The sequence below is a fragment of the Luteibacter sp. UNCMF331Sha3.1 genome (assembly GCF_900109915.1).
Taxonomy (GTDB): domain Bacteria; phylum Pseudomonadota; class Gammaproteobacteria; order Xanthomonadales; family Rhodanobacteraceae; genus Luteibacter.
The window spans coordinates 1424892-1450286 of record NZ_FOBU01000001.1 but is presented as its reverse complement, the minus strand read 5'-3'; the positions used below and the strand labels follow the sequence as shown (position 1 = coordinate 1450286).

The 25395-nt window shown below is 68.6% G+C and carries 20 protein-coding genes and 1 pseudogene; 7 read left to right on the top strand and 14 right to left on the bottom strand.

Annotated elements, in window-relative coordinates; genetic code table 11:
- Positions 1–10 precede the first annotated feature (10 nt).
- A complete protein-coding gene (locus BMX32_RS06465; RefSeq protein ID WP_170843575.1) occupies positions 11–634 on the bottom strand; it encodes a YrbL family protein in 624 nt (207 codons plus the stop codon).
- 130 nt (positions 635–764) lie between these two features.
- On the opposite strand from BMX32_RS06465, the gene BMX32_RS06460 reads away from it, so the two are divergent.
- On the top strand, positions 765–2669 hold the full coding sequence (locus tag BMX32_RS06460) for an LTA synthase family protein (RefSeq protein ID WP_244511436.1): 1905 nt from the start codon (positions 765–767) through the stop codon (positions 2667–2669).
- A 5-nt stretch (positions 2670–2674) separates the two neighbouring features.
- Here BMX32_RS06460 and BMX32_RS06455 read toward each other — a convergent pair whose 3' ends face one another.
- The 5 genes from BMX32_RS06455 to BMX32_RS06435 form a co-directional block, all read right to left on the bottom strand.
- A complete protein-coding gene (locus tag BMX32_RS06455) occupies positions 2675–4288 on the bottom strand; it encodes an ATP-binding cassette domain-containing protein (protein WP_089975823.1) in 1614 nt (537 codons plus the stop codon).
- A 138-nt stretch (positions 4289–4426) separates the two neighbouring features.
- Positions 4427–6187, bottom strand: a complete 1761-nt coding sequence (locus BMX32_RS06450; protein WP_089975818.1) for a response regulator — start codon at positions 6185–6187, stop codon at positions 4427–4429.
- Positions 6188–6275: 88 nt separating this feature from the next.
- Positions 6276–7145, bottom strand: coding sequence for a cobalamin-binding protein (locus BMX32_RS06445; RefSeq protein WP_089975815.1), 870 nt, complete (start codon positions 7143–7145; stop codon positions 6276–6278).
- Positions 7142–7930, bottom strand: a complete 789-nt coding sequence (locus BMX32_RS06440) for an ABC transporter ATP-binding protein (protein ID WP_089975812.1) — start codon at positions 7928–7930, stop codon at positions 7142–7144. Before BMX32_RS06440 ends, BMX32_RS06445 begins: the two co-directional genes overlap by 4 nt.
- Positions 7927–8973: a FecCD family ABC transporter permease gene (locus tag BMX32_RS06435; protein WP_089975809.1), complete on the bottom strand. Its 1047-nt coding sequence runs from the start codon at positions 8971–8973 to the stop codon at positions 7927–7929. The genes BMX32_RS06440 and BMX32_RS06435 overlap by 4 nt, the downstream gene beginning before the upstream one ends.
- A 128-nt stretch (positions 8974–9101) precedes the next feature.
- Between BMX32_RS06435 and mgrA the strand changes: the two genes are divergently transcribed.
- Positions 9102–10133: an L-glyceraldehyde 3-phosphate reductase gene (gene mgrA, locus BMX32_RS06430; RefSeq protein ID WP_170843574.1), complete on the top strand. Its 1032-nt coding sequence runs from the start codon at positions 9102–9104 to the stop codon at positions 10131–10133.
- Positions 10134–10236: 103 nt separating this feature from the next.
- On the opposite strand, the gene BMX32_RS06425 is transcribed toward mgrA, so the two are convergent.
- From BMX32_RS06425 to BMX32_RS06410, 4 genes are all read right to left on the bottom strand, one after another.
- Positions 10237–10467, bottom strand: coding sequence for a tautomerase family protein (locus BMX32_RS06425; protein ID WP_089977042.1), 231 nt, complete (start codon positions 10465–10467; stop codon positions 10237–10239).
- A gap of 10 nt (positions 10468–10477) precedes the next feature.
- Positions 10478–11191, bottom strand: coding sequence for an SDR family NAD(P)-dependent oxidoreductase (locus BMX32_RS06420; protein WP_089975801.1), 714 nt, complete (start codon positions 11189–11191; stop codon positions 10478–10480).
- Between the two features lie 6 nt (positions 11192–11197).
- Entirely contained in the window at positions 11198–11881 is a 684-nt protein-coding gene (locus BMX32_RS06415; protein WP_089975799.1) for a type 1 glutamine amidotransferase domain-containing protein, read from the bottom strand.
- Positions 11882–12070: 189 nt separating this feature from the next.
- Positions 12071–12445 (bottom strand): MliC family protein, encoded by a 375-nt coding sequence (locus BMX32_RS06410; RefSeq protein WP_211664176.1) that lies wholly within the window; start codon positions 12443–12445, stop codon positions 12071–12073.
- A 204-nt stretch (positions 12446–12649) separates the two neighbouring features.
- Between BMX32_RS06410 and BMX32_RS06405 the strand changes: the two genes are divergently transcribed.
- The 4 genes and pseudogenes from BMX32_RS06405 to BMX32_RS06390 form a co-directional block, all read left to right on the top strand.
- Complete coding sequence (locus tag BMX32_RS06405; protein ID WP_089975796.1) at positions 12650–13378, top strand: DUF3348 domain-containing protein; 729 nt, start codon at positions 12650–12652, stop codon at positions 13376–13378.
- A gap of 10 nt (positions 13379–13388) precedes the next feature.
- Positions 13389–15485: a DUF802 domain-containing protein gene (locus BMX32_RS06400; protein WP_089975793.1), complete on the top strand. Its 2097-nt coding sequence runs from the start codon at positions 13389–13391 to the stop codon at positions 15483–15485.
- On the top strand, positions 15482–16132 hold the full coding sequence (locus BMX32_RS06395; protein WP_089975790.1) for an OmpA family protein: 651 nt from the start codon (positions 15482–15484) through the stop codon (positions 16130–16132). Before BMX32_RS06400 ends, BMX32_RS06395 begins: the two co-directional genes overlap by 4 nt.
- Before the next feature lie 31 nt (positions 16133–16163).
- A pseudogene (locus BMX32_RS06390) lies at positions 16164–16487 on the top strand (DUF2894 domain-containing protein); the annotation flags it as partial.
- 82 nt (positions 16488–16569) lie between these two features.
- Here the strand turns inward: BMX32_RS06390 and BMX32_RS06385 are convergent.
- Positions 16570–18624: a putative bifunctional diguanylate cyclase/phosphodiesterase gene (locus BMX32_RS06385; protein ID WP_089975784.1), complete on the bottom strand. Its 2055-nt coding sequence runs from the start codon at positions 18622–18624 to the stop codon at positions 16570–16572.
- 115 nt (positions 18625–18739) lie between these two features.
- Between BMX32_RS06385 and BMX32_RS06380 the strand changes: the two genes are divergently transcribed.
- The gene (locus BMX32_RS06380; RefSeq protein WP_089975781.1) at positions 18740–19876 is read left to right on the top strand and encodes a serine hydrolase domain-containing protein; all 1137 of its coding nucleotides are present in this window, start codon (positions 18740–18742) and stop codon (positions 19874–19876) included.
- 7 nt (positions 19877–19883) lie between these two features.
- Here the strand turns inward: BMX32_RS06380 and BMX32_RS06375 are convergent, their stop codons facing one another.
- The 3 genes from BMX32_RS06375 to BMX32_RS06365 are packed head-to-tail and all read right to left on the bottom strand — an operon-like array spanning position 19884 to position 25356.
- Positions 19884–22991, bottom strand: coding sequence for an efflux RND transporter permease subunit (locus tag BMX32_RS06375; protein ID WP_089975776.1), 3108 nt, complete (start codon positions 22989–22991; stop codon positions 19884–19886).
- Positions 22991–24088 (bottom strand): efflux RND transporter periplasmic adaptor subunit, encoded by a 1098-nt coding sequence (locus BMX32_RS06370; protein WP_089975773.1) that lies wholly within the window; start codon positions 24086–24088, stop codon positions 22991–22993. Before BMX32_RS06370 ends, BMX32_RS06375 begins: the two co-directional genes overlap by 1 nt.
- Positions 24085–25356 (bottom strand): TolC family protein, encoded by a 1272-nt coding sequence (locus BMX32_RS06365; protein ID WP_089975770.1) that lies wholly within the window; start codon positions 25354–25356, stop codon positions 24085–24087. The genes BMX32_RS06370 and BMX32_RS06365 overlap by 4 nt, the downstream gene beginning before the upstream one ends.
- Positions 25357–25395 lie beyond the last annotated feature (39 nt).

The following is a 25395-nucleotide window of genomic DNA, read 5'->3' as shown; positions in this document are numbered from 1 at the left end:
ACCGGATGGCTCAGGCGCGCGACGGCGCTTCGGCCTTCGTCCGGCGCAGCATCCGCTCGTATTTCTTCTTCGTGCGCGACGCGTTGTGCGCGCGATTCATGGAGCAGTGCGGGATGATGTTCTTCTCGCCGAACCCGTCGATCATCACGAGGCGGGGGCCGCCGCGGGAGTCTTCGCCGTACACCACGTTCCATGCGTGGAGGTCCGCCGCGATCGTGTTGTGCGACAGCAGCCGGGCATAGAACTGCTCCAGCTCCGACTGCACCCTGGCGCTGAAGCCCTCGCGCGCCACCCAGTCGTGCAGCGTCGGCGCGAGCCGCCCATCCGGCGTGCGCACCTTCTCCACGATCTGGCCGAGGCCGATGTCGGTCATTTCCAGACCCACCACGCGTGCGATGGGCGAGGTGTCGTAGCCACCGGTATAGACCCCGGTGACGTACTCGCGGAACTCACGCACGAAGTCCTTGTAGGGACCGCTGCGCGCGCGGCGCCGGTACCAGGGCGCCTTGTTCCAGCGTTCCTCGATCGACGCGCTGGAGATCACCTTGATCAACAGGTCGTTGTCGTCGGGGTGCTGGTACACCTCGCGCACGTGGCCCGTGGCGATCGGCGTGGCATCGGCCAGTCTGAACATCGTGGATCCTCGCAGGGGCGCCCGAAAGGCGGCCGTAAGTTGGCGACAAGGCGCACAGTGTAAAGTCACTGCCCGGTAACATGCGTTTTCCATGCGCGGCGGCGTGCCGCGCTCCACCAGGACCCCTCTCGTGCGCAAGCTTTCCTGGCGTTTCATCGTCGCCGCCCTCGTCTTCCTGACGCTCTCGCGCGTCGGCCTGTCGCTATGGCAAGGGACCCGTGTCCACGATGCCGGCGGCATCTGGCCGATCCTCCTGGGTGGCTGGCGCATTGACCTCTCGCTCGTGGCGATGATCGTGGCCTGGCCCGCGCTGCTTTCGCCCTGGCTCGGCCATCGCGAATGGCCCACGCGGATCACGGCCTGGTGGCTGCGCTTCTGGTGGCTCGCGTTCGTGCTGCTCGAGGTGTCCACGCCGCAGTTCATCGTAGAGTACGACACGCGCCCCAACCGCCTGTGGTTCGAATACCTCACCAGCCCGAACGAAGTCGCGGCGATGCTGTGGCACGGCTATAAGCTGTCCGTCGGTGCCGGCCTCGTCGTGTTCCTGTTGCTCGGATGGATCGGCTTCCGGCTGTTGCCCACCCGTCGTCCCGATCCGGTACCGATGCGCGGATGGCTGCGCCCGATCGCTACCGTCGTCATCTTCGCCGTGGCCTTCCTCGCCGGACGCGGCACGCTGCAGCATCGGCCGCTGAACGCGTCGCAGGTCGCCTTCACCAGCGATGCCATGGTCAACACGCTGCCGTTGAACTCGCTCTACAACGTGCTCAACGCGGCCATCGCGCTGGGCAACGAACGCTCCGCGTCCGCCGTGTACGGCAAGATGCCCGAGGAGGAAATGCAGTCGATCGTCCGCGCCACCGCCGGTTTCGAAGGCGCGCCGATCGATCCGACCTACCCCAGCCTGCATCGCCAGCAGGCGACGCGACAGGACGGCAAGCCGCTCAACCTCGTCATCATCCTCGAGGAAAGCCTCGGCGCGCAGTTCGTCGGCAGCCTGGGCGGCGCCGGCTACACGCCGGAGCTCGACAAGCTCGCGAACGAGGGCTGGTGGCTCGAGCGCACCTACGCCACGGGCACGCGCAGCGCGCGCGGGCTCGAAGCGGTCACCACGGGCTTCCTGCCGACGCCTGCCGAGGCGGTGCTGAAACTGCCGCGCAGCCAGCGCGACTTCTTCACGCTCGGCGCGCTGCTCGACACCTTCGGGTATCACACGCGCTTCCTGTACGGCGGCGAAGCGCACTTCGACAACATGCGTTCGTTCTTCTTCGGTAACGGCTTCAACGAAGTGGTCGACCGCGCGACGTTCAAGACCCGGCCGTCGTTCGTCGGTTCGTGGGGCGCGTCGGACGAGGACATGTTCAACGAGCTGCATCAGCGCCTGCTCGACGATGGCGACAAGCCCGCGCTCACCGTGGCCTTCTCCGTGTCCAACCACACGCCGTGGGAATACCCGGCAGGGCGCATCCAGCCGGAAGGCGAGGCGGCGAGCAACGCCAACGCGGTGCGCTACGCGGACTGGTCGATCGGTCGTTTCTTCGAGAAGGCGAAACAGGCACCGTACTGGAACCACACGGTGTTCCTGGTGGTGGCCGACCACGACGCCCGCGTGTTCGGCGCGAGCCTCGTGCCGGTGCGCCATTTCCACATTCCGGCGCTGATCATCGGTGCCGGCGTGCCGGTGAAGAAGGACGACCACATCGTCAGCCAGATCGATCTCGCACCGACGTTGCTGTCGTTGATCGGCATCAGCAGCGAGCATCCCATGCTCGGCGCCGACCTCACGCAACGCTATCCCGACCGCGCGATCATGCAGTACGGCGACAACTACGGGTATCTGAAGAACGATACGCTGGTGGTGCTGCGCCCGAACCAGCCCGCCACGCAGTACCACTACGGCGTGCAGGGCGAGAAGCTGGATCCGGAAGCCGTGGATGCGACGCTGGAAAAGACCGCGCTGGCGCATGCGCTGTGGCCGAGCTGGGCCTACGGCCACCAGCGCTACCGCCTTCCGCCCAAGGCGGAGACGAAATAACGGCGTCAGACCGGTTGCATCGTCCAGCGGCCCTGGCCGGCCGCGAGACGATGCGTGAGCCCCAGGCGATCGAGGAACGTCTCGTCGTGCGACACCACGACGAGCGCGCCGTCGTAGTCGAGCAGCATCGCTTCGAGCGCTTCCAGCGAGGCCAGGTCGAGATGGTTGCCCGGTTCGTCGAGGAGCAGGAGTTGCGGTGGTGGCTCGGCGACCAGTGCGTGCGCGAGTGCCGCTTTCAGGCGTTCGCCGCCACTCAGGTGCCCGACGGCGACCGAGACCCGATCGGCGTCGATACCGAGCAGCGCCAGGCGCAGGCGCAGCAGGTCGTCGCCCGTCGCCGGATTCGCTTCGCGCATCTGCTCGATCAACGGTCGTGACGGGTCGAGCGTCGACAGGCGCTGGTCGAGCCACGCCGTTTGCACGGACACGTCGCAACGCCCGGCCACCGGCGCGAGCCGACCCGCGAGCACGCGCAGGAGCGTCGACTTGCCGCTTCCGTTCGGACCGGTCACGCCGACCCGCTGCCCGCCCATCAGGGTCATCGCGATCGGTGCCATGGCATCGCCGACGAAGGGAAGCACGACGTCTTCGAGCAGGGCGACGCGTCGACGCGAAGCCTGCGCGACGGCCGGAGCGAGCACCGCCACGGACGCGTCGTCGTCGACACGGCGCGCGGCCTCCGCGACACGCTGCGAGAGATCGTCGCGCAGCGCGTCCTGCTGACGTCGCAGCTTGCCCGCGGCGGCTTCGCTGCGGCTCTTTTGTCCGCCGAGCAGGATCGGTGCCTGATTCGCGCCGCGGGCATCGCGCTGCCCACGCGACTGGCGTCGGGCCAGCTTCTCCTGTTGTTCGCGCAACGCCGCTTCGCCGCGCCGGCGTTCCGCCCTTCTTGCGTCGAGCGCGCGCAACGACGCCTCGCGCTCCTCGCGGCGCGCCTGCACGTAGAAATCGTAGTCGCCACCGTAGTGGCGCAGACCCGACGGCGTGAGTTCCACGATGCGCTCCATCGCGCCGAGCAGGCGTCGATCATGGCTGACGACGAGCATGCCGCCCTTCCATGCGCGGATCCATGCGAGCAGCGCGTCGCGGGCCGCGCCATCGAGGTGATTGCTCGGTTCGTCGAGAATGAGGTAATCCGCAGCGTCGAGTCGCGCGCCCAGCAGGGCGACCGCCATCGCCTCGCCGCCGCTGAGCGTGCCTGCCGAGTCGTCGGTCCCGACATGGGCGAGTCCCGCGCGATCGAGCGCATCGCGAAGACGTTCGCGGACGTCCCAGCGATCGCCCACCGCGTCGAAATCGGCCGGATCGCTGCTGCCGGCCTCGATGCGCGCCAGAGCGGCCATCGCGTCGCCCACGCCCGCCAGCGCGGCCACGGACTCGCGCGCGTCGTCGGCTACGCGCTGGGCGATGTAGTACACGCGGCCGAACCGCGCGCAGCGTCCGCCGCCGGGCGCGAGACCGCCGGCGAGGATGCGCGCGAGCACGCTCTTGCCCACGCCGTTGCGACCAACGAGGCCGGTGCGGCGCTCGTCGAACGAGGCGGTGATGTCGGAGAAGAGGGTCCTGCCGTCCGGCAGAACGAAAGAGACGCCATCGAGCGTCAGGTACGTCGTCGTCATATGCGAATCCAGGCAATGCCATCGGCTCCCGCGGGCGGGAGAGTCGAGTCACCCAAAAGGGGTGAGGGCATTACTTGCGCATCGGACGAATACCTCGTGCGGAAGGGATCGGACGGGCATCATATCATCACGCCGGAATCAGGTGCCTGGCTGTTCCGGCCGGGGCATGGTGCGCGCCACGATGTCCGCCAGCGACTGTTGCGAGTACGGCTTGGCCAGTCGGGGCAGGCCGAGTGGCTGGCCCGCGGGCAGGTCCGCGTAACCGGTCGCCATGATCACGGGTAACGTGGGATACCGCTCGTGCAGCGTGGCCGCGAGCTGTGCGCCGGTCATCTGGGGCATCGCGTGGTCGGTGATCACGAGGTCGACGCACCCTTCCTCCAGCAGCTTCAGGGCTTCGGCGCCCGAGCGTGCCGCGGTGACCGAGTAACCGAGGTCCTCGAGCATCTCGACGGTCGTCATGCGGACGAGGTCGTCGTCGTCCACCGTGAGGATGGTGGCGGTCTGTGCGGGAACGCAGCGACGGACGCTCGTCGCCGCGACGGGTGCCGGCGGCGGTGCGGCCAAGGAGGCCTGCGCGGCGGGAAGCCAGATTTCGGCGGTGGTGCCGACATCCTCGCGACTGGTCATCCGCAGGGCGCCACCGAGCTGCTCCGCCAGGCCGTGCACCATCGACAGGCCAAGGCCGGTTCCCTTGCCCACGCCCTTGGTCGTGAAGAAGGGCTCGGTGGCGCGCTTGAGTGTCGCATCGTCCATGCCCGATCCGGTATCCGAGAGCGAGAGGCGGACGTAGTGTCCTGGCAGGACGGGGCCATCCGAATCCTTCACCCATGTTTCGCTCGTCGCGATGACGATGGTGCCCACGCCGTCCATCGCATCGCGCGCGTTCACGGCCAGGTTGAGCAGCGCCGACTCGAGCTGGTTCGCATCGGCTTCGATGGGCGGAAGATCCGCGGCGAAACGTGTCTCCACCACGATCGTCCCGCCGAGCGATCGCTGCATCAGCTCACGCATGCCGTCGATCAGGGCGTGCAGGTCGATGCGCTCCGTCTTCAGGTCCTGGCGTCGCGCGAACGCGAGCATCCGCCGAGTCAGCGTGCTGCCGCGCTGCGCGCCGGCAAGCGCGTTGTCGACGAGGCGCCGCAGCAACGGATCGTCCGGCAGTCGCTCGCGCAGCAGTTCGAGGCTGCCGTGCACGGCCATCAGCAGGTTGTTGAAGTCGTGCGCGATGCCGCCCGTGAGGTTGCCGAGCGCCTCCATCTTCTGCATCTGCATCAGCGCCTGCTCGGCCTTGCGGCTGTTGGCTTCGCTCCGCGCCAGCGCGTCGGTGCGGTCGCGCACCTGCGCTTCCAGTTCCTCGCGGAATCGTCGCTCGGTTTCCCGCGCGCGTCGTTCGGCGAGGACGCGCTCGGTCGTTTCGACGACGATCGCGATCACCCCGCCTGGCTTGCCATCCTCACCCGGCACGGGCGAGTAATCGAGGTCCATCCACACAGGCTCCGGTTTGCCGTGCCGGATGAGCGAGAGCTCCTGATCCTTGTAGGCGAGCGTGCCGCCCGCAAGTCCGACGCGCATCACGTTGTCGTTGAAATCGGCGACCTCCGCCCAACCCTTGCGCACCTCCGAACCCAGCAGCGCCGGATGCCGGTTGCCGGCAAATACCGAATAGGCATCGTTGTAGATCATGATGCCGGGCTCGCCCCAGAGCAGCACGATCGGCACTGGCGACAGCAGCAGCATGCCCGTCACCGCGCGCAGGCTCGGCGGCCACGTCTCCACGGGGCCGAGGCCGCTCGGCGTCCAGTCCATCGAGCGGATCAGCCGCCCGGTCTCGCCAGTGCCATCGAGCCAGGCAAGCGGATCGGTACCGGCGGCGGGGGGCGTGGGGACGGTCGTCATGCCATCGAAGGTCCGGGAGGTATCGGGCCCAGTGTAAGCGGCCGCTATGTGACGAAGAACGCAAGAAGCGGGCCCATGTTGGCCGGGGTCATCCCGCGCTGCGACGCCGCGCGTCGTCGAGCGCGTGGCACAGCGTCGCCACCCCCGGCAGTATCGACGGCGAGGGCAGGGCCAGCGTCGGCGCATCGATGGAAAAAACGTTGCCGTGCTTCACGGCGGTGAGGAAACCGGACGTCTTCCAGCCGTCCAGTGCCTCGCCGGTCGCGCCGCCGCTGAGGATCACGTCCGGGTCGCGCGCCAGTACGGCCTCGCGGCTCACCGTCGGGGCCGCCTGCGTGAGATCGGCGAAGACGTTGGTGCCGCCGCACAGGGCGATCGCGTCGTCGATGATCTGCGCGCGGCCGATGGTCATGAGGGGGCGGTCCCAGATCTGGTAGAACACCTTGAGCCGCTTCTTTCCGGCGTATGTCGTGCGCAGGTCGGCGAGCGACTGGTCGAACGCCTGCGCGGACTTCATGGCCGCGTCGGACGTGCCGGCGAGGACGCCGAAGCGGCGCGTCGCTGCCGCGACGTCGGCGAGGCGCGTGGTCTCCGCGTAGAACACCGGGATGCCGAGGCGCACGATCTTCTCGACCTGCGAGGCGGCGTTGCCGCTTTTCCATACGATCACGATGTCCGGTTTCAGCGCGACGATGCGTTCGAGGTCGATCATCGTGGCGTCGCCGACGACCGGCACCTTTCGCGCGGCCTCCGGATACTCGGTGAAGCGCGACGTGCCGACGACATAGGCGCCGGCGCCGGCGGCGAACAGGGCATCGGTGACGTTGGGCGCGAGGCTGACGATGCGGTGCGCCGGTGCGGGTAGCGTCACGGTTCGCCCCGCGTCGTCGACCACGGACACCGATGCGACGACGGGCGCCGCGACGAACAGCGCGAGCAGGGCGAGCGAGCGGATCATGGAGATGTCCCGTTGAGGCGGCCGGCGCGGAAGAACAGTTCGTCGTCCAGCATCACGCCGTGGATCGGATGGTGGAAAGCGGCGCTCAGGTGTTCGCTGGTGACGACATCGTCCTTCGGGCCGGCGAGCGCGCCGCCCTTGCCGTCGAGCAGCACGGCATGCGTCGCGTGCTGGAAGGCGAGGTTGATGTCGTGCACGGTGTAGACGACCGACTTGCCGGCATCCATCGCCACGCGCATGAGTTCATGCAGCGTCTTCATCTGGTGGTGCAGATCGAGCGACGATAGTGGTTCGTCCAGCAGCAGCACGTCCACGTCCTGCGTGAACAGGGTGGCGATGTTCACGCGCTGGCGCTCGCCGCCGGACAGCGTGGTGACGTCGCGCCCCGCCAGTTCGTCCAGCTCGAACGTCTGCAACGCGGTTTGCGCGTGGCTCGTATCGGTCTCGCCCCACGCCCAGAACGGCAGGCTGGGATGACGTGCGGACATGACCGCGTCCATCACCGTGAGGCTGAAGGCATCCACGATGCTCTGCGGCAGGAACCCACGGCGACGCGCCAGTTCGATCGGACGGTAGTCGCCGACGTCCCGTCCGTCGAGAAGCACGCGGCCGCCATCGGGATCGCGCAGCCCCGCCAATGTCCGCAGCAACGTGGATTTGCCCGCGCCATTCGGCCCCAGCACGCACCAGACATCGCCGGGCATGACGCGCAGGCCGAGCGAGCGCACGAGCAGACGGCCGCGCACCGACAGACTGAGCGCCTCGGTGACCAGGCCGGCGCTCATCGACGCCGCACCAGGAGGAACATGAAGGTCGGCACGCCGATGACCGCCATCACGGCACCGACGGGAAGCTGGATCGGATCCGCGACGACGCGCGAGATCGTGTCGGCGATGGTCACCACGATGCCGCCGCCGATCGCGCACGCGGGAAGCAGCACGCGCTGATCGTTGCCGACGACACGTCGCAGCGCATGGGGTACCACGAGGCCGACGAAGCCGACGGTCCCCGCGCTCGTCACGGCCACGGCGGTCGCGATGGACGCGATGGCGAAGATCGTGGACTTGACGACGTTCGGTCGCACGCCGAGCGCGCTCGCGGACTCCTCGCCGCGCATCAGGAGGTTGAGCTGGCGTCCCATCGGCACCACCAGCAGCACGCAGGCGAGCAGGGTGATCGCCGGCAACGACCAGTTCGCCACACCGCTGAGGTCGCCCATCATCCAGAACAGCATGCCGCGGAGGTTCCTGTCCGGCGCGAGCACCAGCATCATGCTGACGATCGCGCCGAGGCCGGCCGCCAGCATGACGCCGATCAGGATCAGATCGGTGGAATCCTCGCGCTGCGCCGCGCGGGTGCGTGCGAGCAGGTCGCGATGGGCGAGCACGAACACGGCCACGCACGCGAACAGCGCACCCGTGGCCGCGCCCAGTGCGGTAGCCAGCGCGCCGGCGCCTGCGAGCATCATGCCCAGCGCGCCCACGGCGGCACCGCCCGATAGTCCGAGCGTGTAGGGATCGGCCAGCGGATTGCGCACGAGGATCTGCATCAGGCAGCCGGAGACGGCGAGCAGTCCGCCCACGCCGTAGGCCGCGACGGCGCGCGGCACGCGCAATTGCCACACGATGGTATCCATCGGCGTCCCCGTCGACGACACGAGCGCGCGCCAGGAGTCGTGCACCGACGAATCGGCGCCGCCGATCAGCACGGAGGCCAGCAGCACAGCCAACCCGCACAGCAGCATGCCGATCCACAGGCGCAGCGCCGAGGCGAACGTGGTCGGGCGAAGCGAGGCGGGCTGTTCCCGGGTCCAGATAGGGTCGCTCATGCCTCGCCTTGTCGCGGTGTTCGCCGATTATCCCATCTATTCGGCTCATGCTGTGAGCCGAATATACCCTCGTATCCGGCTCACGTACCATGGAAGACCGACCCTCCCCCCGTCCCCTGGAGTCCTTCGTGTCCTATCAAGCTGCCCCGGATCGCTACGACAACCTCATGCCTTATCGCCGCTGCGGCCGCAGCGGCATCGACCTGCCGGCGATCTCGCTGGGACTCTGGCAGAACTTCGGTGGGGCCGACGTGTTCGAGACCGGGCGCGCGATCCTGCGCCGTGCCTTCGATCGCGGCATCACCCACTTCGACCTCGCCAACAACTACGGGCCGCCGTACGGTTCGGCCGAAGAAAACTTCGGCCGCGTGATGGCGAGCGACTTCGCGCCCTACCGCGACGAACTGATCGTCTCCACGAAAGCGGGCTGGGACATGTGGCCCGGCCCCTATGGCGGCATCGGCGGCAGCCGGAAGTACCTCATCGCCAGCCTCGACCAGTCGCTGAAGCGCATGGGTCTCGACTATGTCGACATCTTCTATTCGCACCGTGTGGACCCCGACACGCCGCTGGAAGAAACGATGGGCGCCCTCGCGCACCTCCATCGCCAGGGCAAGGCGTTGTACGTCGGCATTTCGAGCTACTCGCCGGAACTGACGCGCAAGGCCGCGGCGATCCTGGCGGAGGAACGCGTGCCGCTGTTCATCCATCAGCCGAACTACTCGATGTTCAACCGCTGGATCGAGGATGGCCTGCTCGACACGCTCGGCGGTCTCGGGACCGGTTGCATCGCGTTCTCCCCGCTGGCGCAGGGCCTCCTGACGTCGAAGTATCTCAACGGCGTGCCCGACGATGCGCGCGCGACGCGCGACGGTTCCCTCGGCAAGGGTCAGCTCAACGAGGCGAATCTCGAACGCATCCGTGCGCTCGACGCCATCGCGCAGCGTCGCGGTCAGACGCTCGCGCAGATGGCGATCGCCTGGGTTCTGCGCGATCCGCGCGTGACGTCGGCACTGATCGGTGCGCGCACCGTCGCGCAGCTCGACGATTCGCTCGGCGCGTTGCGTGGCCTGCACTTCAGCCCGGAAGAACTCGCCGAGATCGATCGCTACGCGACCGACGGCGGCACCGATCTCTGGCGCGAATCGGCGAAGCTCTGAGATTCAACGGGCTATCGTTTCGGTGGGGGCCAGGCTGCTGGCGAAGGGTGCTTGCCGCGAGCACCCTTCGCCAGCAGGCTGGCTCCCACCAAGGCGCTCGCCTCTATTCCTGAGACGACCGTCGTCTCAGCTCCGCCACCGGCACCCCCTTCCAGCCCCAGCTGTCGAGATCGACTTCCTCGATGACGACGAAGGTGCTGTCCAGCGGCTTGCCCATCACCTCGAGCAACAGCTGGCTGACGCCTGCGATCAGCGCGGCTTTCTGCTCGGGTGTGGTCGACGTGGCGCCGGGCGAGGTGCCTTCGCGCGTGACCTGGATCGTAACGATCGGCATGGTGGGCTCCTTACCATCGACCGGCGTGCTGGCCGCCGTCGACATGCAATGTTTCGCCGGTGACGAACGTGGATCGTTCGAGGTAAAGCACCGCGTCGACGATGTCCTCGACTTCGCCGAGTCGCCCGACCGGATGCAGTTTCGCGAGTTCGTCGAGGGGATCGCCCGCGTGCATCGGCGTGCGGATGATGCCCGGCGCCACGGCGTTCACGCGTATGCCCGCCGTCGCGTACTCGATCGCCAGCGAGCGCGTGATCGCATCGAGCCCACCCTTCGTGAGTGCGGCGAGGCTGCCGGGCACGCCCGCCTGCGGCTGGTCGACGAGCGTGGTGGTCATCTGCACGATATGGCCGAAGCCCTGTCGAAGCATCTGCGTCGCCACGAACTGCGTGATGTGAAAAAAACCGGCCACGTTGGTATCGATCGCGTTGCGGAAGTCCTCTTCGGTGAACTCCACGAACGGCTTCGCGATGAAGATGCCGGCGTTGTTCACCAGCGTGTCGATGCGTCCGAAGCGCTCGACCGCCGTGGTCGCGATGCTCGCGGCGACGTTGCGGTCGGCGATGCTTCCCGCCACGGTCGCGATGCCCTCATCCTGCGATGGGCGGATGTTCCGCGAGTTGGCGACCACGGCGTAACCGAGGTCGCGAAACGCTTCGACGATGCCCGCGCCGATACCCTGCGACGCACCCGTGACGATGGCGACTTTCCGTTCGTCGGCCATGGCGAGTCACCGGGACCGGAGTTGCGCGAGCAACACCGTCGCGGCCGGCCCGGACGACGCCGGGTTCTGCCCCGTCAGGAGCAGGCCATCCATGAGCACGTAGATCTTCCAGTCGTCCGTCTTCGAGAAGATGCCGCCGTTCTGCTTGAGCGAATCCTCGACAAGAAAGGGCACGACATGCGTCAGTTGCACGGCTTCCTCTTCGGTGTTGGTGAAGCCGGTCACCTTCTTTCCTTTGACGAGCCAGCCGCCATCGGGTGCCTTCACGTGGCGCAGCACGCCCGGTGCGTGGCAGACGAAGGCGATGTGCTTGCCGGCCGCGTAGAACGACTCGATCAGCTTGATCGAATCGGGATCTTCCGCGAGATCCCACATCGGACCATGACCGCCCGGATAGAAAACCGCGTCGAAGCCATCGTGCGATACCTCCGAAAGCTTCACCGTCTTCGAAAGGCGGTCCTGCGCTTCCTTGTCCTTCTTGTAACGCGCGGTGAGCTCCGTCTGGAATTCCGGATCGTCGCTCTTGGGATCGAAGGGCGGCAGGCCGCCCTTGGGCGAAGACAGCACCAGATCGATGCCGGCCTCCTGAAACACGTAGTAAGGCGCCGCGAATTCCTCGAGCCAGAAACCGGTCTTCTTGCCCGTGTCGCCGAGCTGGTCGTGGGATGTGATGACCATCAGGATCTTCATGGTTCGCACCTCGTTGAAACGCGATAGAGGGGGGCGACCGGCACGGAAGTGTCGTCGGCTGCCGCGGGAGCGGGTCGAACCACGCCATGCTAGACCCCGGCGCCACGCGGGGATTGCCGAAACGTGTGTCGGGCGACGCGCGCTGGCGCCAAGCCGGCCGTTCGGTATCGAATCGACCCGGCCCCGCGATCAGTTCGACACGCATCCACGCAGCAGGGGCCGGTCCGGATCCTTGCGTGCATCGTAGAAATCGCCGCCGCGGCCCTTGGTCCACCACGTGACGAAACCGGACTGATAGCGCACGCCGTCGGCCGACATCGTGGCCACCAGCAGCTGCGGCACGCCGTCGACCGGAAGCAACGCGAAGCTCTGGCCGTTCTTTCCGTTGAAGTAGGTCACGCGGAACGACTTGCCGCCAGGGCAGCGATACATCGCGTCGACGGGCGGACCGACCTGTACCTGCGGCACGCTGAGCGACACGGCGAACGCCGGAACGCACAGGGCCGCGGCGAAGGCGGTCATGCCGAGGTGCAGATAGCGACGGTAGGGCGTTGGGGACGGCACGAGAGAAGACCTCGGTGGATGCCCGCGATCGGATCGGGAACGGACAGGGTTCACTATCTGAGCGCCGTCCGCTTTCCGCATGGCACGCGGCGTTCTCAAATCGAACGGTACGCTTCCGGCCCCGGACGATCCGGCGCACGGGACCATGAGACCCGTCCCGACACGCAGACCGTGTAAAATGCCCGTTTTTCAGCCAGTCACCTCGTGGAATCAGCCCGCCGGACCACGGTCCGTGGCCCGACGTTCATCCGCCTCCTGGGGCGCCTGGCGGACGTCGATGCCTCACAATCCAGCCAGTCGTTGCCGGATCGCCTGAGCGGGTGGCTCAACTGGACGCAGGCGATCGCGCTGGCGACGGCGCTGGACGGGCGCCTGCCCGAGCCCGTGGACGAGGTCGCGACCTTCGACGAGGGGCCGGCCGGCGAATGCGCCCGGGTGCGGGCCGCACTGGCGGAGACGATCGCCAGCGCGCGCGAGCTCGTGCCCTCCGCCGAACGCGAGCCCGTCGTGGCGCCGCCCGTCGAGGGCTGGGTGCTCCCGCCGCCGGATTTCGCCCCGTTCCGCCAGCGCTATCTCACGCTGCAGCGTGCGATGCAGGGCTCCACGGGTCGCCTCCGGGGCGAGCTGCGCGATCTGCTCGGTCGGTCGTCCCCGGAGATGGGGCGCCTCGCGGAGCTGGACGCCGCGATGGAGCTCGCCCTGAGCCCGCGCGAGCAGCGTCTGCTCGCCACCGTGCCGGGGCTGCTGGAAACCCGTTTCGAAAGCCTTCGCCGCGCGCATGCGGCGGAGGGTGCGCCGGACGATCCGGCCGGGGCCACGCACGATGCGTGGCTCGATGTGTTCCGCAAGGACATGCAGAGCGTCCTGCTCGCCGAACTGGACGTGCGTTTCCAACCGGTCGAAGGCCTGCTTGCGGCGCTTTCCGCCAGCTAAACGAGAAATCATGCTCAGGAATTCCCTTTACTTCATCGTGTTCGCCGTCGGCCTCCTCGCCGTGTGCTGGGTCGGCGTGGGCTACGTGGGCGCCAACCCGCTCGGTGCCGCCGTCGCCGCGATCATCGGTCTCTGCTACGTGGCCGGCGCGGTCGAACTGCATCGTTACCGACAGGCCACGGCGTCGCTGCGCACCGCGGTGAACGGCCTGTCGAGCGCGCCGGCGAACCTGCCCGCCTGGCTCGGCGAACTGCATCCCGGCCTTCGCCATGCGGTGCGGCTGCGCGTCGAGGGCGAGCGCGTGGCGCTGCCGCTGCCGACGCTCACCCCTTACCTCGTCGGCCTGCTCGTGCTGCTCGGCATGCTGGGCACGCTGCTGGGCATGATGGCGACCCTGCATGGCACGGGCCTCGCACTCGAGAGCGCCACCGACCTGCAGGCGATCCGCAGTTCGCTCGCCGCGCCGGTGAAGGGCCTCGGGTTCGCCTTCGGCACGTCGATCGCCGGCGTGGCGAGTTCGGCGATGCTGGGCCTGCTTTCCGCCCTGTGCCGTCGCGAGCGCATCGCCGTCGTGCAGCAGCTGGATGCCGGCATCGCGACCACGCTGCGCGTGCATTCGCGCTCGCACCAGCGCGACGAATCCTTCCGCCTGCTCCAGCAACAGAGCGCGTCGATGCCGTTGCTCGTCGACCGCCTGCAGGCGATGGTCGAGGCCATCGAGCGGCAGGGCGCCGCCACCGGCGAACGCCAGCTCGCGAGCCAGGAATCGTTCCACGCGAAAACCGAAGCCATCCACCAGCGTCTCGCCTCCGCGGTCGAGCAGTCGCTCAAGGACAGCGTGGTCGAGAGCGCCCGCGCGGCCGGCGCGGCGTTCCAGCCCGTGGTCGACACGACGATGGCGGCGCTGGCGCGCGAAACCGCGTCGCTGCACGCATCCATCAACGCCTCGGTGCGCCAGCAGCTCGATGGCCTCGCCAGCGGATTCGAACAGGCCGCGACGCGCGTCTCGTCGATCTGGACCGACGCGCTCGCCGAGCAGCGTGCCACCAACGAAGCGCTCGCACGCGAGCTTTCGCTGGCGCTGGACGGCTTCAGCGCGACCTTCGGCCAGCGCTCCGCCACGCTGGTCGACGGCGTCGCCAGCCGTCTGGACGCCACCGGCGCCGCCATCGCCGAGGGCTGGGGCGCGGCGCTCGCGCAGCAGCAGGCCGTCAATCGCGAACTCGCCGATCGCAACCAGCAGGCGATGGCGCAGGCGACATCGACGTTCGCGGAACACGCGGAGGCACTCGTCCGCCAGGTCGGCGACGCGCAGGGCGTGCTGCAGACGGCGCTGGCGTCGGGTGACGAAGCGCGCCTGAAGGCATGGTCGGACACGCTCGCGGGTATGGGCGAGACGCTGGGCGAGCAGTGGGCGCGGACCTCCGACGCCACGGCGGAGCGCCAGCAGGCGATCTGCGACACGCTGGCCCGCACCGCCGACGACGTCGCGGCACAGACGCGGGCCAGCGCGGGCGAAACGATCGCCGAGATCGCGCGCCTCGTCGACGCGGCTTCTGAAGCACCGAAGATCGCGGCCGACGTCGTCGCGGAACTTCGCCAGAAACTGTCCGACAGCATGGTGCGCGACACCGCGATGCTCGAAGAGCGCACGCGCCTGCTCGCCACGCTCGAAACACTGCTCGATGCCGTCAACCACGCGTCGACGGAACAGCGCACGGCGGTGGATGACCTCGTGGCCCAGTCCGCCGGTCTGCTGGAGCGCGTCGGCACGCGCTTCACCGATCACATCGAAGCGGAAACGGGCAAGCTGGAAACCGTCGCGGCGCAGGTCGGCGAGAGCGCGACCGGCATCGTGGGCCTCGGCGAAGCGTTCGGCGGCGCGGTCGCGGCGTTCGGCGAGTCCAACGCCGCGCTGATGACGCATCTCCAGGAAGTGTCGTCCGCGCTGGACAGGTCCATGGCGCGCAGCGACGAACAGCTGGCGTATTACGTGGCGCAGGCGCGCGAGGTCGTGGACCTCAGCATGCTGTCGCAGAAACAGATCGTCGAAGACCTGCAGCGGCTCGCCAGCCAGCGCGAGCGCGCGGGAGCCGGCGCGGCATGAGCGACGAACTCGAACTCGAGTCCGAGTCCGGCACGTCGATCTGGGCCGCCTTCGGCGACCTGATGTCCGTGCTGCTGGGCGCGTTCGTGCTCATCCTGGTCGGTGTGATCGGCATGCAGCTGGCGCTGTCGCAGCGGCTCGACGAAGAGGTGAAGCACCGCCAGGCCGAAGAGCAGCGTCGCACCACGCTCGAGGAAGCGCTCGCCGTGCCGCTCGCGGCGGGGCGCGTCACGCTGGTCAACGGTCGCATCGGCATTCGCGGCAGCGTGCTCTTCGCGCTCAATTCCGATCAGCTGCAGCCGGAGGGCCGGGAGCTGCTGAAGACGCTTTCCGGCCCGTTGTCGACGTACCTGGCATCGCGCGGCGAACTGCTGATGGTCAGTGGCTTCACCGACGACCAGCAGGTGCACGACGGCAATCGGCGGTTCGCCGACAACTGGGAACTCTCGGCGCAGCGCGCCCTGACGGTGACGCGCGCGCTGATCGCCGATGGCGTGCCGGCCTCGTCGGTGTTCGCCGCCGCGTTCGGTGCCGAGCAGCCGGTGGGCGCGAATTCCGACGAGGACGGCCGTGCGAAGAATCGTCGCGTCGAGCTGGCGCCCGTGCCCCGGCAGTCGACCACCGGTAAGGCCGCGAATGGCCCGTAAGCATCGCGCGCCCGAGGCCGACGCGCCGCCGGCCGCGCAGGCGACCGGGCGCGGGCCGCTCGGCCTGCTGGCCGACGAGCTCGCCGCACGCGCGGCGACGCGCGATGCCGCCGCGGCCGTGCCGTATCCCGAGCTGGGCCTCCTCGATCCGTTTCGCGCCCTCTGGTCGCGCGTCCGCACCGAAAGCCAGATGCGCGAAACACTCGCGTACACGGCCGAGGACGCGGGTCCTCTCAATTCCAGTGCGCTGGTGCACCGCTCGATCGCGCTGATGCGCGACGCCTCGCCGGCCTATCTCCAGCATTTTCTGACGTACGTCGACGCGCTCTCGTGGATGGAGCGCCTGGAAACGGGGTCCCGCGGCGGCCCGAAGGATCCGATGCAGCCGGCGACGATCGGCAAACGCGCGCGCGCGAAACCCCGCGCGCGAAAGTGATTCAGACGACCGCGGGCGTGCTGCCGACCAGCTGGTCCGCAGGCACGGGGCTGCCGAGCAGGTAGCCCTGGAGCGCGTTGCAGCCGAGCCGCGTCAGCAGCTCCTGCTGTTCCGTCGTCTCGACGCCCTCGGCCACGATCTTCAGGCCCAGCGTCTTGCCCAGCGCGATGATCGCCGAAACGATCGCTTCGTCGTCGTTGCCATGACTGAGTTCGGTGACGAATCCACGATCGATCTTCAGCTCGTCCGCGGGCAACTGTTTCAGGTAGAGAAGGCTCGAATAACCGGTACCGAAATCGTCGATGGAGATGCCGACGCCCAGCGCCGCGAGCTGGTTGAGGATGGCGAGGCTGGCCTCGGCATCGCGCATCGCCGTGGATTCGGTCACTTCGAGCACCAGATGACGCGGTGCCAGCGCATGGCGCGCGAGGGTTTCGCCCAGCACGTCGACGAGGCCCGCGTGCGTGAGCTGCACGGTGGAAAGATTGACCGCGACGGTCCAGTCCGTGTGACCTTCGCGCTGCCATTCGCGCATCTGCCGGCAGGCTTCGTCGATCACCCAGTTGCCGATCGGCACGATGAGGCCGGTACGCTCCGCCACCGCGAGGAATTCGTCCGGTGCCACGAGCCCGGCACCGGGCTTCTGCCAGCGCAGCAGCGCTTCCACGCCGACCACCGGGCCGCTGGGGGACACGAACTTGGGCTGGTAGTGCAGCACGAACTCGCCGCGGTCGACCGCGCGGCGGAGGTCCTGCTGCAGCTGTAGCTGCTGGTGCACGTTGGCGTTCATCGCGCTCTCGAAGAAGCAGTAGCCGTTACGGCCCTGCTCCTTGGCGTGGTACATCGCGGCGTCCGCGTTGATCATTAGCTCATGCGTCGTCTGCCCGTTGCCGGGGTAGATCGCGATGCCGATGCTCGCCGCGACATGCACGGTGTTCCCTTCGATCTCGTACGCCGCGCCCAGCGTGTCGACCAGGCGCTGCGCGTGCAACGCCGCGTCTTCCGGGCGCGCGACGTCGAAGACCGCCACGAACTCGTCGCCGCCGAGGCGCGCCACCGTGTCTTCGCTGCGCGTGGTCGCGAGGATGCGGTCGGAGACGCGCTTCAGCAACAGGTCGCCGGTGTGGTGGCCATAGACGTCGTTGACCGCCTTGAAGCCGTCCAGGTCGATGAACAGCACGGCGAACCGGCTCTTCTCGCGCGATGCCTTGTGGATGGCCTGGTCCATGCGGTCGCCGAGCAGCACGCGGTTGGGCAGGCGGGTGAGGTTGTCGTGCAGGGCCAGCTGCACGAGTTCGCTGTTGGCGCGGTCGAGCGAGATGGCCAGCGCGTCGGCGCGCACGTCGAGCATCGCGATCACCAGCGCGATGGCGAACACCGCGAGGCTGACGAGAATCACGACGACGGCCAGCCATTTGGCGTCCAGTCCGGAGTTGGCCGCCCCGCACCAGCTGCCCAGCGGAAACCGGGACGCCGCCATGCCGGTGTAATGCATGCCGACGATGGCGCAGCCCATCACGAGCGACGCGCCGAGGCGCGCCAGCACCACGCGCTCGCCGTCGTGCCGCAGGCGGAAGGCGATCCAGAGCGCGGCGCCCGAGGCCACCACGGCGATGGCGACCGAGGCGGCGAACAGCCAGGGATCGTAGATCACGCCCGGCTGCATCTTCATCGCGGCCATGCCGGTGTAATGCATCGCCGCGATCCCGGCGCCCATGAGCACCGCCCCGCCGACGAGGCGTCGCCGGGGCAGCTCGGCCAGGCACACCAGCCACAGGGCGAACGCGGAGGACACCACCGCGATCACGAGCGAAAGCGTGGTCAGGCCCAGGTCGTAGCCGACCGCGATAGGCAGGCGGAACGCCAGCATGCCGACGAAATGCATCGACCAGATGCCGAAGCCCATGGCGACGGAGCCGCCGATCAGCCAGAGCGCCGAGGCCCGGCCACGGGTGCTCGCCACGCGTCCGGCCATGTTCAGCGCCGTGTACGACGCCAGCACCGCCACGATGAGCGAGAACACGACGAGAATGCCGCTGTAGCTGCTTGCGAGCATGGGAACCTGCCGGACCTGCGAGACCACAGAATGTGGCTGTTCTGATGATTTCGGCAGATTTACCAATTTCTGAAGCCGGTACCATGGCGAGGCTCCCGCTCTCACCGGACTTCGCATGGCTCCCGCCCGATTCGCGTCCAAGGCACTCGTCCTCCTCGTTCTCGCGACGGCCAGCGTCCAGGCCGCCACGGTGCCGACGGACAATCCGCGGCGCACGGCACTCGACAACGCGGTCGGCTCCGCGGCGACCGCCTTCTTCGCCGACACCTGCCGGGTGGGCCTTTCCCTCGCCGTGGTGGATGGCGCGGCGACATCGCCCCACTTCTACGATTACGGCAGCACGCTCAGGGGGCGTCGGCAGCTGGCGACGCCGGATACGCTCTACGAACTCGCCTCCGTCACGAAGACCTTCACCGGCATGCTGGCCGCGAAGGCCGTGCACGAAGGGCGCATGGCGCTGGATGCGGATTTCCGCACCTACCTTCCCGGTGCATGGCCGAATCTCCAGAAGAACGGGCGCCCCATCACCCTGCGAACGCTCGCCACCCATACCTCCGGCATGCCCCGGGACATCCCCGACACCGACGCGGCCATGAGCGCTCCGGACGTCGCCAGCCGACCCGCCCGTCTGCTGGCGGTGGAACGCGACTTCACGCCCGCCGACTTCCCGGCCGCGCTGCACGAGGCGAGCCTTCGCACCGTTCCGGGCGCGACGGAGGCTTACTCCAACGCCGCCATGAAGGTCATCGCCATGGGGGTCGCGCAGGTCTACGGTGCGCCCTTCGAGACATGGCTGCGCACCGCGATCCTCCAGCCTCTCAAGATGTCCGACACCGGGTTCGCCGTCGCGGAAAGCCAGCGTGCCCGCCTGGCGACGGGTTACGACCGGAACGGCGTCCCCGCGCCGTATCACACGCTCAACGCCGGCCCCAGCTGGGGCCTGTACTCGGACACGCGCGACATGGCCCGCTATGTCGCGCGACACCTCGACGAAGCCGATCCGGTGATCGCGCAGGCGCACGCGATCCTTCGCGGCGACGCCGTGGACGGCCGCGGCATGATCTGGAACGCATCGCTCGACCGCGGCGAGCGCGTCCTCTGGCACGGTGGTGGATCGTTCGGCATGTCGAGCCAGGTGGTGCTCTATCCGGCGACGGGGCAGGGCTTCGTGCTTCTGGCCAACGACACGTGCCCGGGCACGGAGAGCGCCCTGAAGGCGCTCGCCATGACAGTGCACGCGGCCACGCGGTGAACGCCGTTCAACGGCTCCGCGCGGCGCGCCGTTGTTCCATCCAATCGTAGATCACCGGCAGCAGCACCAGGGTCAGCAGGGTGGACGTGATCAGCCCACCGACCACCACCGTCGCCAGCGGTCGCTGCGTTTCCGCACCGACGCCGCTGGAGACCAGCATGGGCAACAGGCCCAGGATCGCGACGCTCGCCGTCATCAGCACGGGACGAAGGCGTAGCGCCGTGCCCCGGACGACCGCGTCGCGCACGTCGAGGCCGCCCGTCGCACGAAGTCCGTTGAGGAAGCTGACCAGCACGATACCGTTGAGCATCGCCACGCCGAAGACGGCGATGAAGCCGATCGCCGACGGTACCGAAAGGTACTGTCCCGTCAGGAAGAGCGCCGCGACGCCGCCGATGGTCGCGAACGGCACGTTGGCGAGGATCAGCGCCGCGTGGCGCAGCGAACCGAACGCGGTGTAGAGCAGCATGAAGATGACGAAGATCGTCACCGGGACGATGATCGCCAGCCGCGTCAGTGCACGCTGCTGGTTCTCGAACGCGCCACCCCAGGCCGTGTAGTAACCCGGCGGAAGCGTCACGGCCGCGGCGATGGCGCTATCGGCGTCCTTCACGAACCCGTCCACGTCCCGCCCGCGCACGTCCATCTGGATCACCGCGTAACGCTGGAGCTGTTCGCGACGGATGAACGAGTAGCCTTCCACGGTATCGATCGTCGCCACCTGATCGAGCCGGACCAGCGCCCCCGACGCCGTGCGGAGGGGAATGCGCTCGACGGCCTGGATCGAACGCTTGCTGGCATCGTCGAGCCGCACCGCGATGTCGAAGCGCTTCACGCCGGCGATCAGCGTGCCGACGGGTTCGCCGCCGACGCCGTTGCGCACGACGGTGAGCACATCCTCCGCGTTGAGGCCGTAACGCGCGAGCGCGGCGCGATCCACGGCGATGCGGATCTGCGGCTTGCCGACGTTCGCTTCCAGCGAGAGGTCGGCCACACCCGGCACGGTGGCGAGCACGTTCTTGAGCTTCGCGCTCACACGATCGAGCTCGGCGAGATCGTCGCCGTAGAGCTTGAGCGCCAGCGTCGCCCGCACGCCGGAGATGAGCTCCTCGACACGCATCTGGATCGGCTGCGTGTAACTCACGACCGCCGTCGGCAGGAGCGCGGCGAGCTCGCGCTGCATGTCGTCTTCGATAGCGTCGAGCGTCTTGCCGTCGCGCCACTGATCCTTCGGCTTCAGCGGCGTGTACACCTCCATGTAGTTCACGTCGGCGGTCTCGCCTTTTTCCGCGCGCCCGATCATGGCCAGCGTGGTCTCCACTTCCGGAAACGCCGCCTTGATCCGCGCCGAGACCCGGTTGGAGATGGCGATCGATTCGTCGAGCGACGCGGAGGGGATGGACGTGATGCGCCACATGATCGCGCCTTCGCGCAGATCGGGCATGAACTCCTTGCCGAGCAGCGGAAACATCGCGACCGTGGCGGCGAGCGACGCGACCGCGATCCCGACGACGACGCCCCGCCGTGCCAGCGACCACGCGAGCACGCGCGCGTAGCCGCGCTTGAGCACGGCGACGAGGCGCGTGTCGCGATCTTCCTTCGGCGTCAGGAACATCGCCGCCAGCACGGGTACCAACGTCAGCGAGAGCAGCAGCGAGCCGGCCATGGCGAAGGCGATGTTGAAGGCCATCGGCTTGAACATCTTGCCTTCGAGCCCCCGCAGGCTGAACAGCGGCAGGAAGACGACGACGATGATCAGGATGGCGAACGCGATCGGGCCGGCCACCTCGCGCGCGGCCTGCAACACGGACGCGGCACGATCGACCGGTTCGCCGCGCGCCTTTCGTTCCGCCATGAGGCGGAAGGCGTTCTCGACCATCACCACGGCGCCGTCCACCATCATGCCGATGCCGATCGCGAGACCGGCCAGCGACATCAGGTTGGCGGAGAGGCCCGCCTGTCGCATGCCGATGAAGGCGATCAGCATGGCGAGGGGCAGGGTGACGATGACGATGAGCGCGCTGCGCAGTTCGCCGAGGAACACGAACAACACCAGCGCGACCAGGATGGCCCCTTCGACCAGCGCGCGTACGGCGGTTCCCGTCGCCGCGTCGACCAGATCCGTCCGCTCGTAGACCGGTCTGATCGCCACGCCTTCGGGTAGCACGCGTCTCACCGTGTCGAGCCTCGCCTTCACTGCATCGACGACGCTCTTCGCGTTCTCGCCGATGCGGGCGAGCGCCTGGCCCATCACCACCTCCTTGCCATCGCGGGTGACGGCACCGGTACGCGGTGCGCCGGCTTCGGTCACGACCGCGACGTCGCGCACGAGCACGGGCGTGCCATCCTCCGTCTTCAGCACGATGTCGCCGATGTCGTCGGCATTCCTGACGAGACCAAGGCCGCGCACGAGGTACTGCTCGCGGCCCACGTCGATCACGTTGCCGCCGACCTGCGCGTTGTTCGCCTCCAGCGCCTGGATCAGATCGCGGAAGCCGAGGTCGTGCGCGATCAGGCGCAGCGGATCCACGCGCACCTGGAACTGCTTCTGCTGGCCGCCCCACGAGGTGACGTCGTCGACGCCGGGAGCGGTGCGCAGGATGAGGCGCACGGACCAGTCCTGCAGCGTGCGCAGGTCCATGTCGGAGGAGGCGTCCCCTCCGGCACCGTTCGCCCGTTCGACCGTGTACCAGAAGACCTGCCCGAGTCCGGAGGTGTTCGGGCCCATCTCCGGCTTGCCGTAGCCGGCGGGGAGACGGTCGCCCACCTGTTGCAGGCGTTCGTTCACGAGCTGGCGCGCGAAGTAGATGTCCGTGTCGTCGTCGAAGTAGACCGATACATACGACAGGCCGAACAGGCTCACCGAGCGGATGTCGTGCACGCCCGGCAGGCCGGCCAGCGAGGACTCCACGGGCGTGGTGAGCAGCTGCTCGACGTCTTCCGCGGCGAGTCCCGCCGCTTCCGTGTAGACGTTGACCTGTACCGGGGTGACGTCGGGAAACGCATCGATGGGCAGCGTGCGCGCGGCGTGGATGCCGAGCGCGGCCACCACCGCGAACGCGACCAGCACGAGCGCCTTGTAACGCAAGGAGAGTGCGACGAGACGTTGCAGCATCAGTCGTCTCCCAGCTGCGACCGCAGCATGCGCGCCTTGAGCGAGAACGCTCCCTGGCTGACGTACGGCGTGCCCGCCTTCAGGCCCTGCGTGACCGCCGTCCATCCGTCGTGCGTGTCGCCGGTTTCGACCGGGAGCGGTTCGAACTGCCCTGCGCGCTTGCCGCGCACGAAGACCGTGGGCTGGTTTCCGAGCAGGACGATAGCGGCGGCCGGCACGGCGAGCTCCCGGGTGCGCGACGCGATCGCGATGCGCGCTTCCACGAGTTCGCCAGGGTGGAGCATGTCGTCCTCGTTCGGCACGCGAATGCGCAGCGCGACGGTTCGCGTCTTTTCGTCGGTACGGTGCGAGCGCTGCACGATCCGGCCCGCGAACGTCCTCCCGTTCGAGACGATGGACACGTCGGCATCCGGACGCACCTGCGCAGCAACCCCAGGAGCGAGCCGTGCTTCCACCCACACCGACGCCTCGGCGGCCAGCGTGAGCAACACGCGGCCCGGCTCGACCCGCTCGCCGACGACGAACTCGTCCGTCGTCACGCGGCCGGACTGGGGAGCGAGCAGTTCGAAGCTGCCGTCGGCCGCGGACGAGCCGCGCTGGATCAAACGGGCGATCTGCCCGTCGGAAAGACCATAGGCGCGCAGCTTCGCTTTCGCCTGATCGCGCTGGACCAGCGCTTCGTTGTAACGCCGCGCCGAGACGGCCTGCGGGCCGAGCGCGGCGACGCGAGCCCAGTCCTGACTGGCGACGATCAACTGCCCCTGCGTTTCGGCGACCTCGACACTCGACAGCGCCACCAGCGGCTGGCCCGCCTTGACGTCATCGCCCAGTCTGACCCGGCGCGCCACGACCTGCGACGCGACGCGTGGCGATACGATCGCCGTGGCGTACGCATCGGCCTTCACTTCGCCGGGAGCGCTGATCCGGTCGACCGACGTGCGCAGCGCGGCGACGTCCACGACGATACCCGCCTCCTTAATGGCGGTCGCGTCGAGGACGAGCGGATCGTCGCCGTCCGCGTCGGTTGCCGCGGCGTGGGCGGCAAAGGTGAGTGCGGCCATCGCGACGACGATGGCGCGGAGAGCGATGCGATTCATGGTGATTCCTTCGGATGGCCATCGACCCATTCGGTCAGACGGCCGGCGGCGGCGAGATAGTCGAACCACGCCTGCCATGTCTGGCTCTCGAGCGCGAGGCCCGAGAGAGCGGTGTCGGTGCTCTGCCTGAGCTGCACGAGGTAGTCGGACGTGTCGATCTCGCCCGCCTGCCAGAGCCGGTCGAGCAGCGCGACGCGATCGTCGAACGCACCCGCGCGGCCGGCGCGGAAGCTCTCGCCGGCCATGCGCATCGCGTTGTATGTCGCCGTCGCCTGCACCAGCTGCTCGTCGGCACGCCATGCCGCCGCCTGACGGGACGCCTGTGCCGCATCGGCTTCCGCGCGTGCGGCGTCCACGTCGTAGCGGCCGCTGTTCAACACCGGCAGCGGAAGCGAGACGCTGATGCCGACGACGCGATCGGTACGCGTACCGCTGCGTACCCGTCCACCCGTCAGGCTGATGGTCGGATCGGGCCGGCGCTGACGATCCGCCACCGCGATCGAGGCAAACGCGCGATCCTGTTCCGCGCGTGCCCGGACGAGCTCCGGGCGATCGGCGAGCGTCGCGGCGTCGATCGGTCCGACATCGGGGGGCAGGCCGCGGGGCAGCGCGGGCAACCCGGCCTTCGTCTCGCCGGCGAGCGTGTTCAGCGCGGCGAGCGCCGCCGCCTCGGCGGCCTCGAGCGATGCCTGCTGCACCTGCGCCTCCCCGAGCGCCAGGCCCGCGAGGTCCCGCTCCGGCGCACTCACGTCACCCACGGCGAGCCGCTGGGCAGCGAGTTCGTCGAAGCGGTGCATCAGCTGCACGCGGCGTCGCCCGAGCGCGGTCTGTTCGCGTGCCAGGGCAAGGGACGCCCAGCTCTTCAGCCAGTCGCGCGCGACGTCCCGTCGCTCCATCGCCAGCGCGGCCTCGGCGGCGCGGACATCGGCATCGGACTCGGACACGCGCGCCTTGCGCTTGCCGGTCACGTCGAGCGTCAGGCTGGCGCCGGCGGTACGCCGATCGACATCGGCGTTCTCGCCGTCGAGCTGCACGGCAGGGTTGTAGACCGGTTGCGCCGCCGCCTTCGCGCGTTCGCGCGCCGCACGAACGCGCGCCTCGGCCGCGTCGCGTTGCGGACTGGCCTGCCAGACATCGCGCACCGCCGTGCGCAGGTCGGGCGGTGCCGCGACGAGCGGCGTTTCGTCGAACGGCGTCGCGCGGCCCATCGTCGCGACAGCCAGCAACACGCACAGAGCGCCCGCAGGCGCTGCACGTCGTAGATACATCGGAACATCTCCTCAAGACACGAGCGATCCGCACCGCCG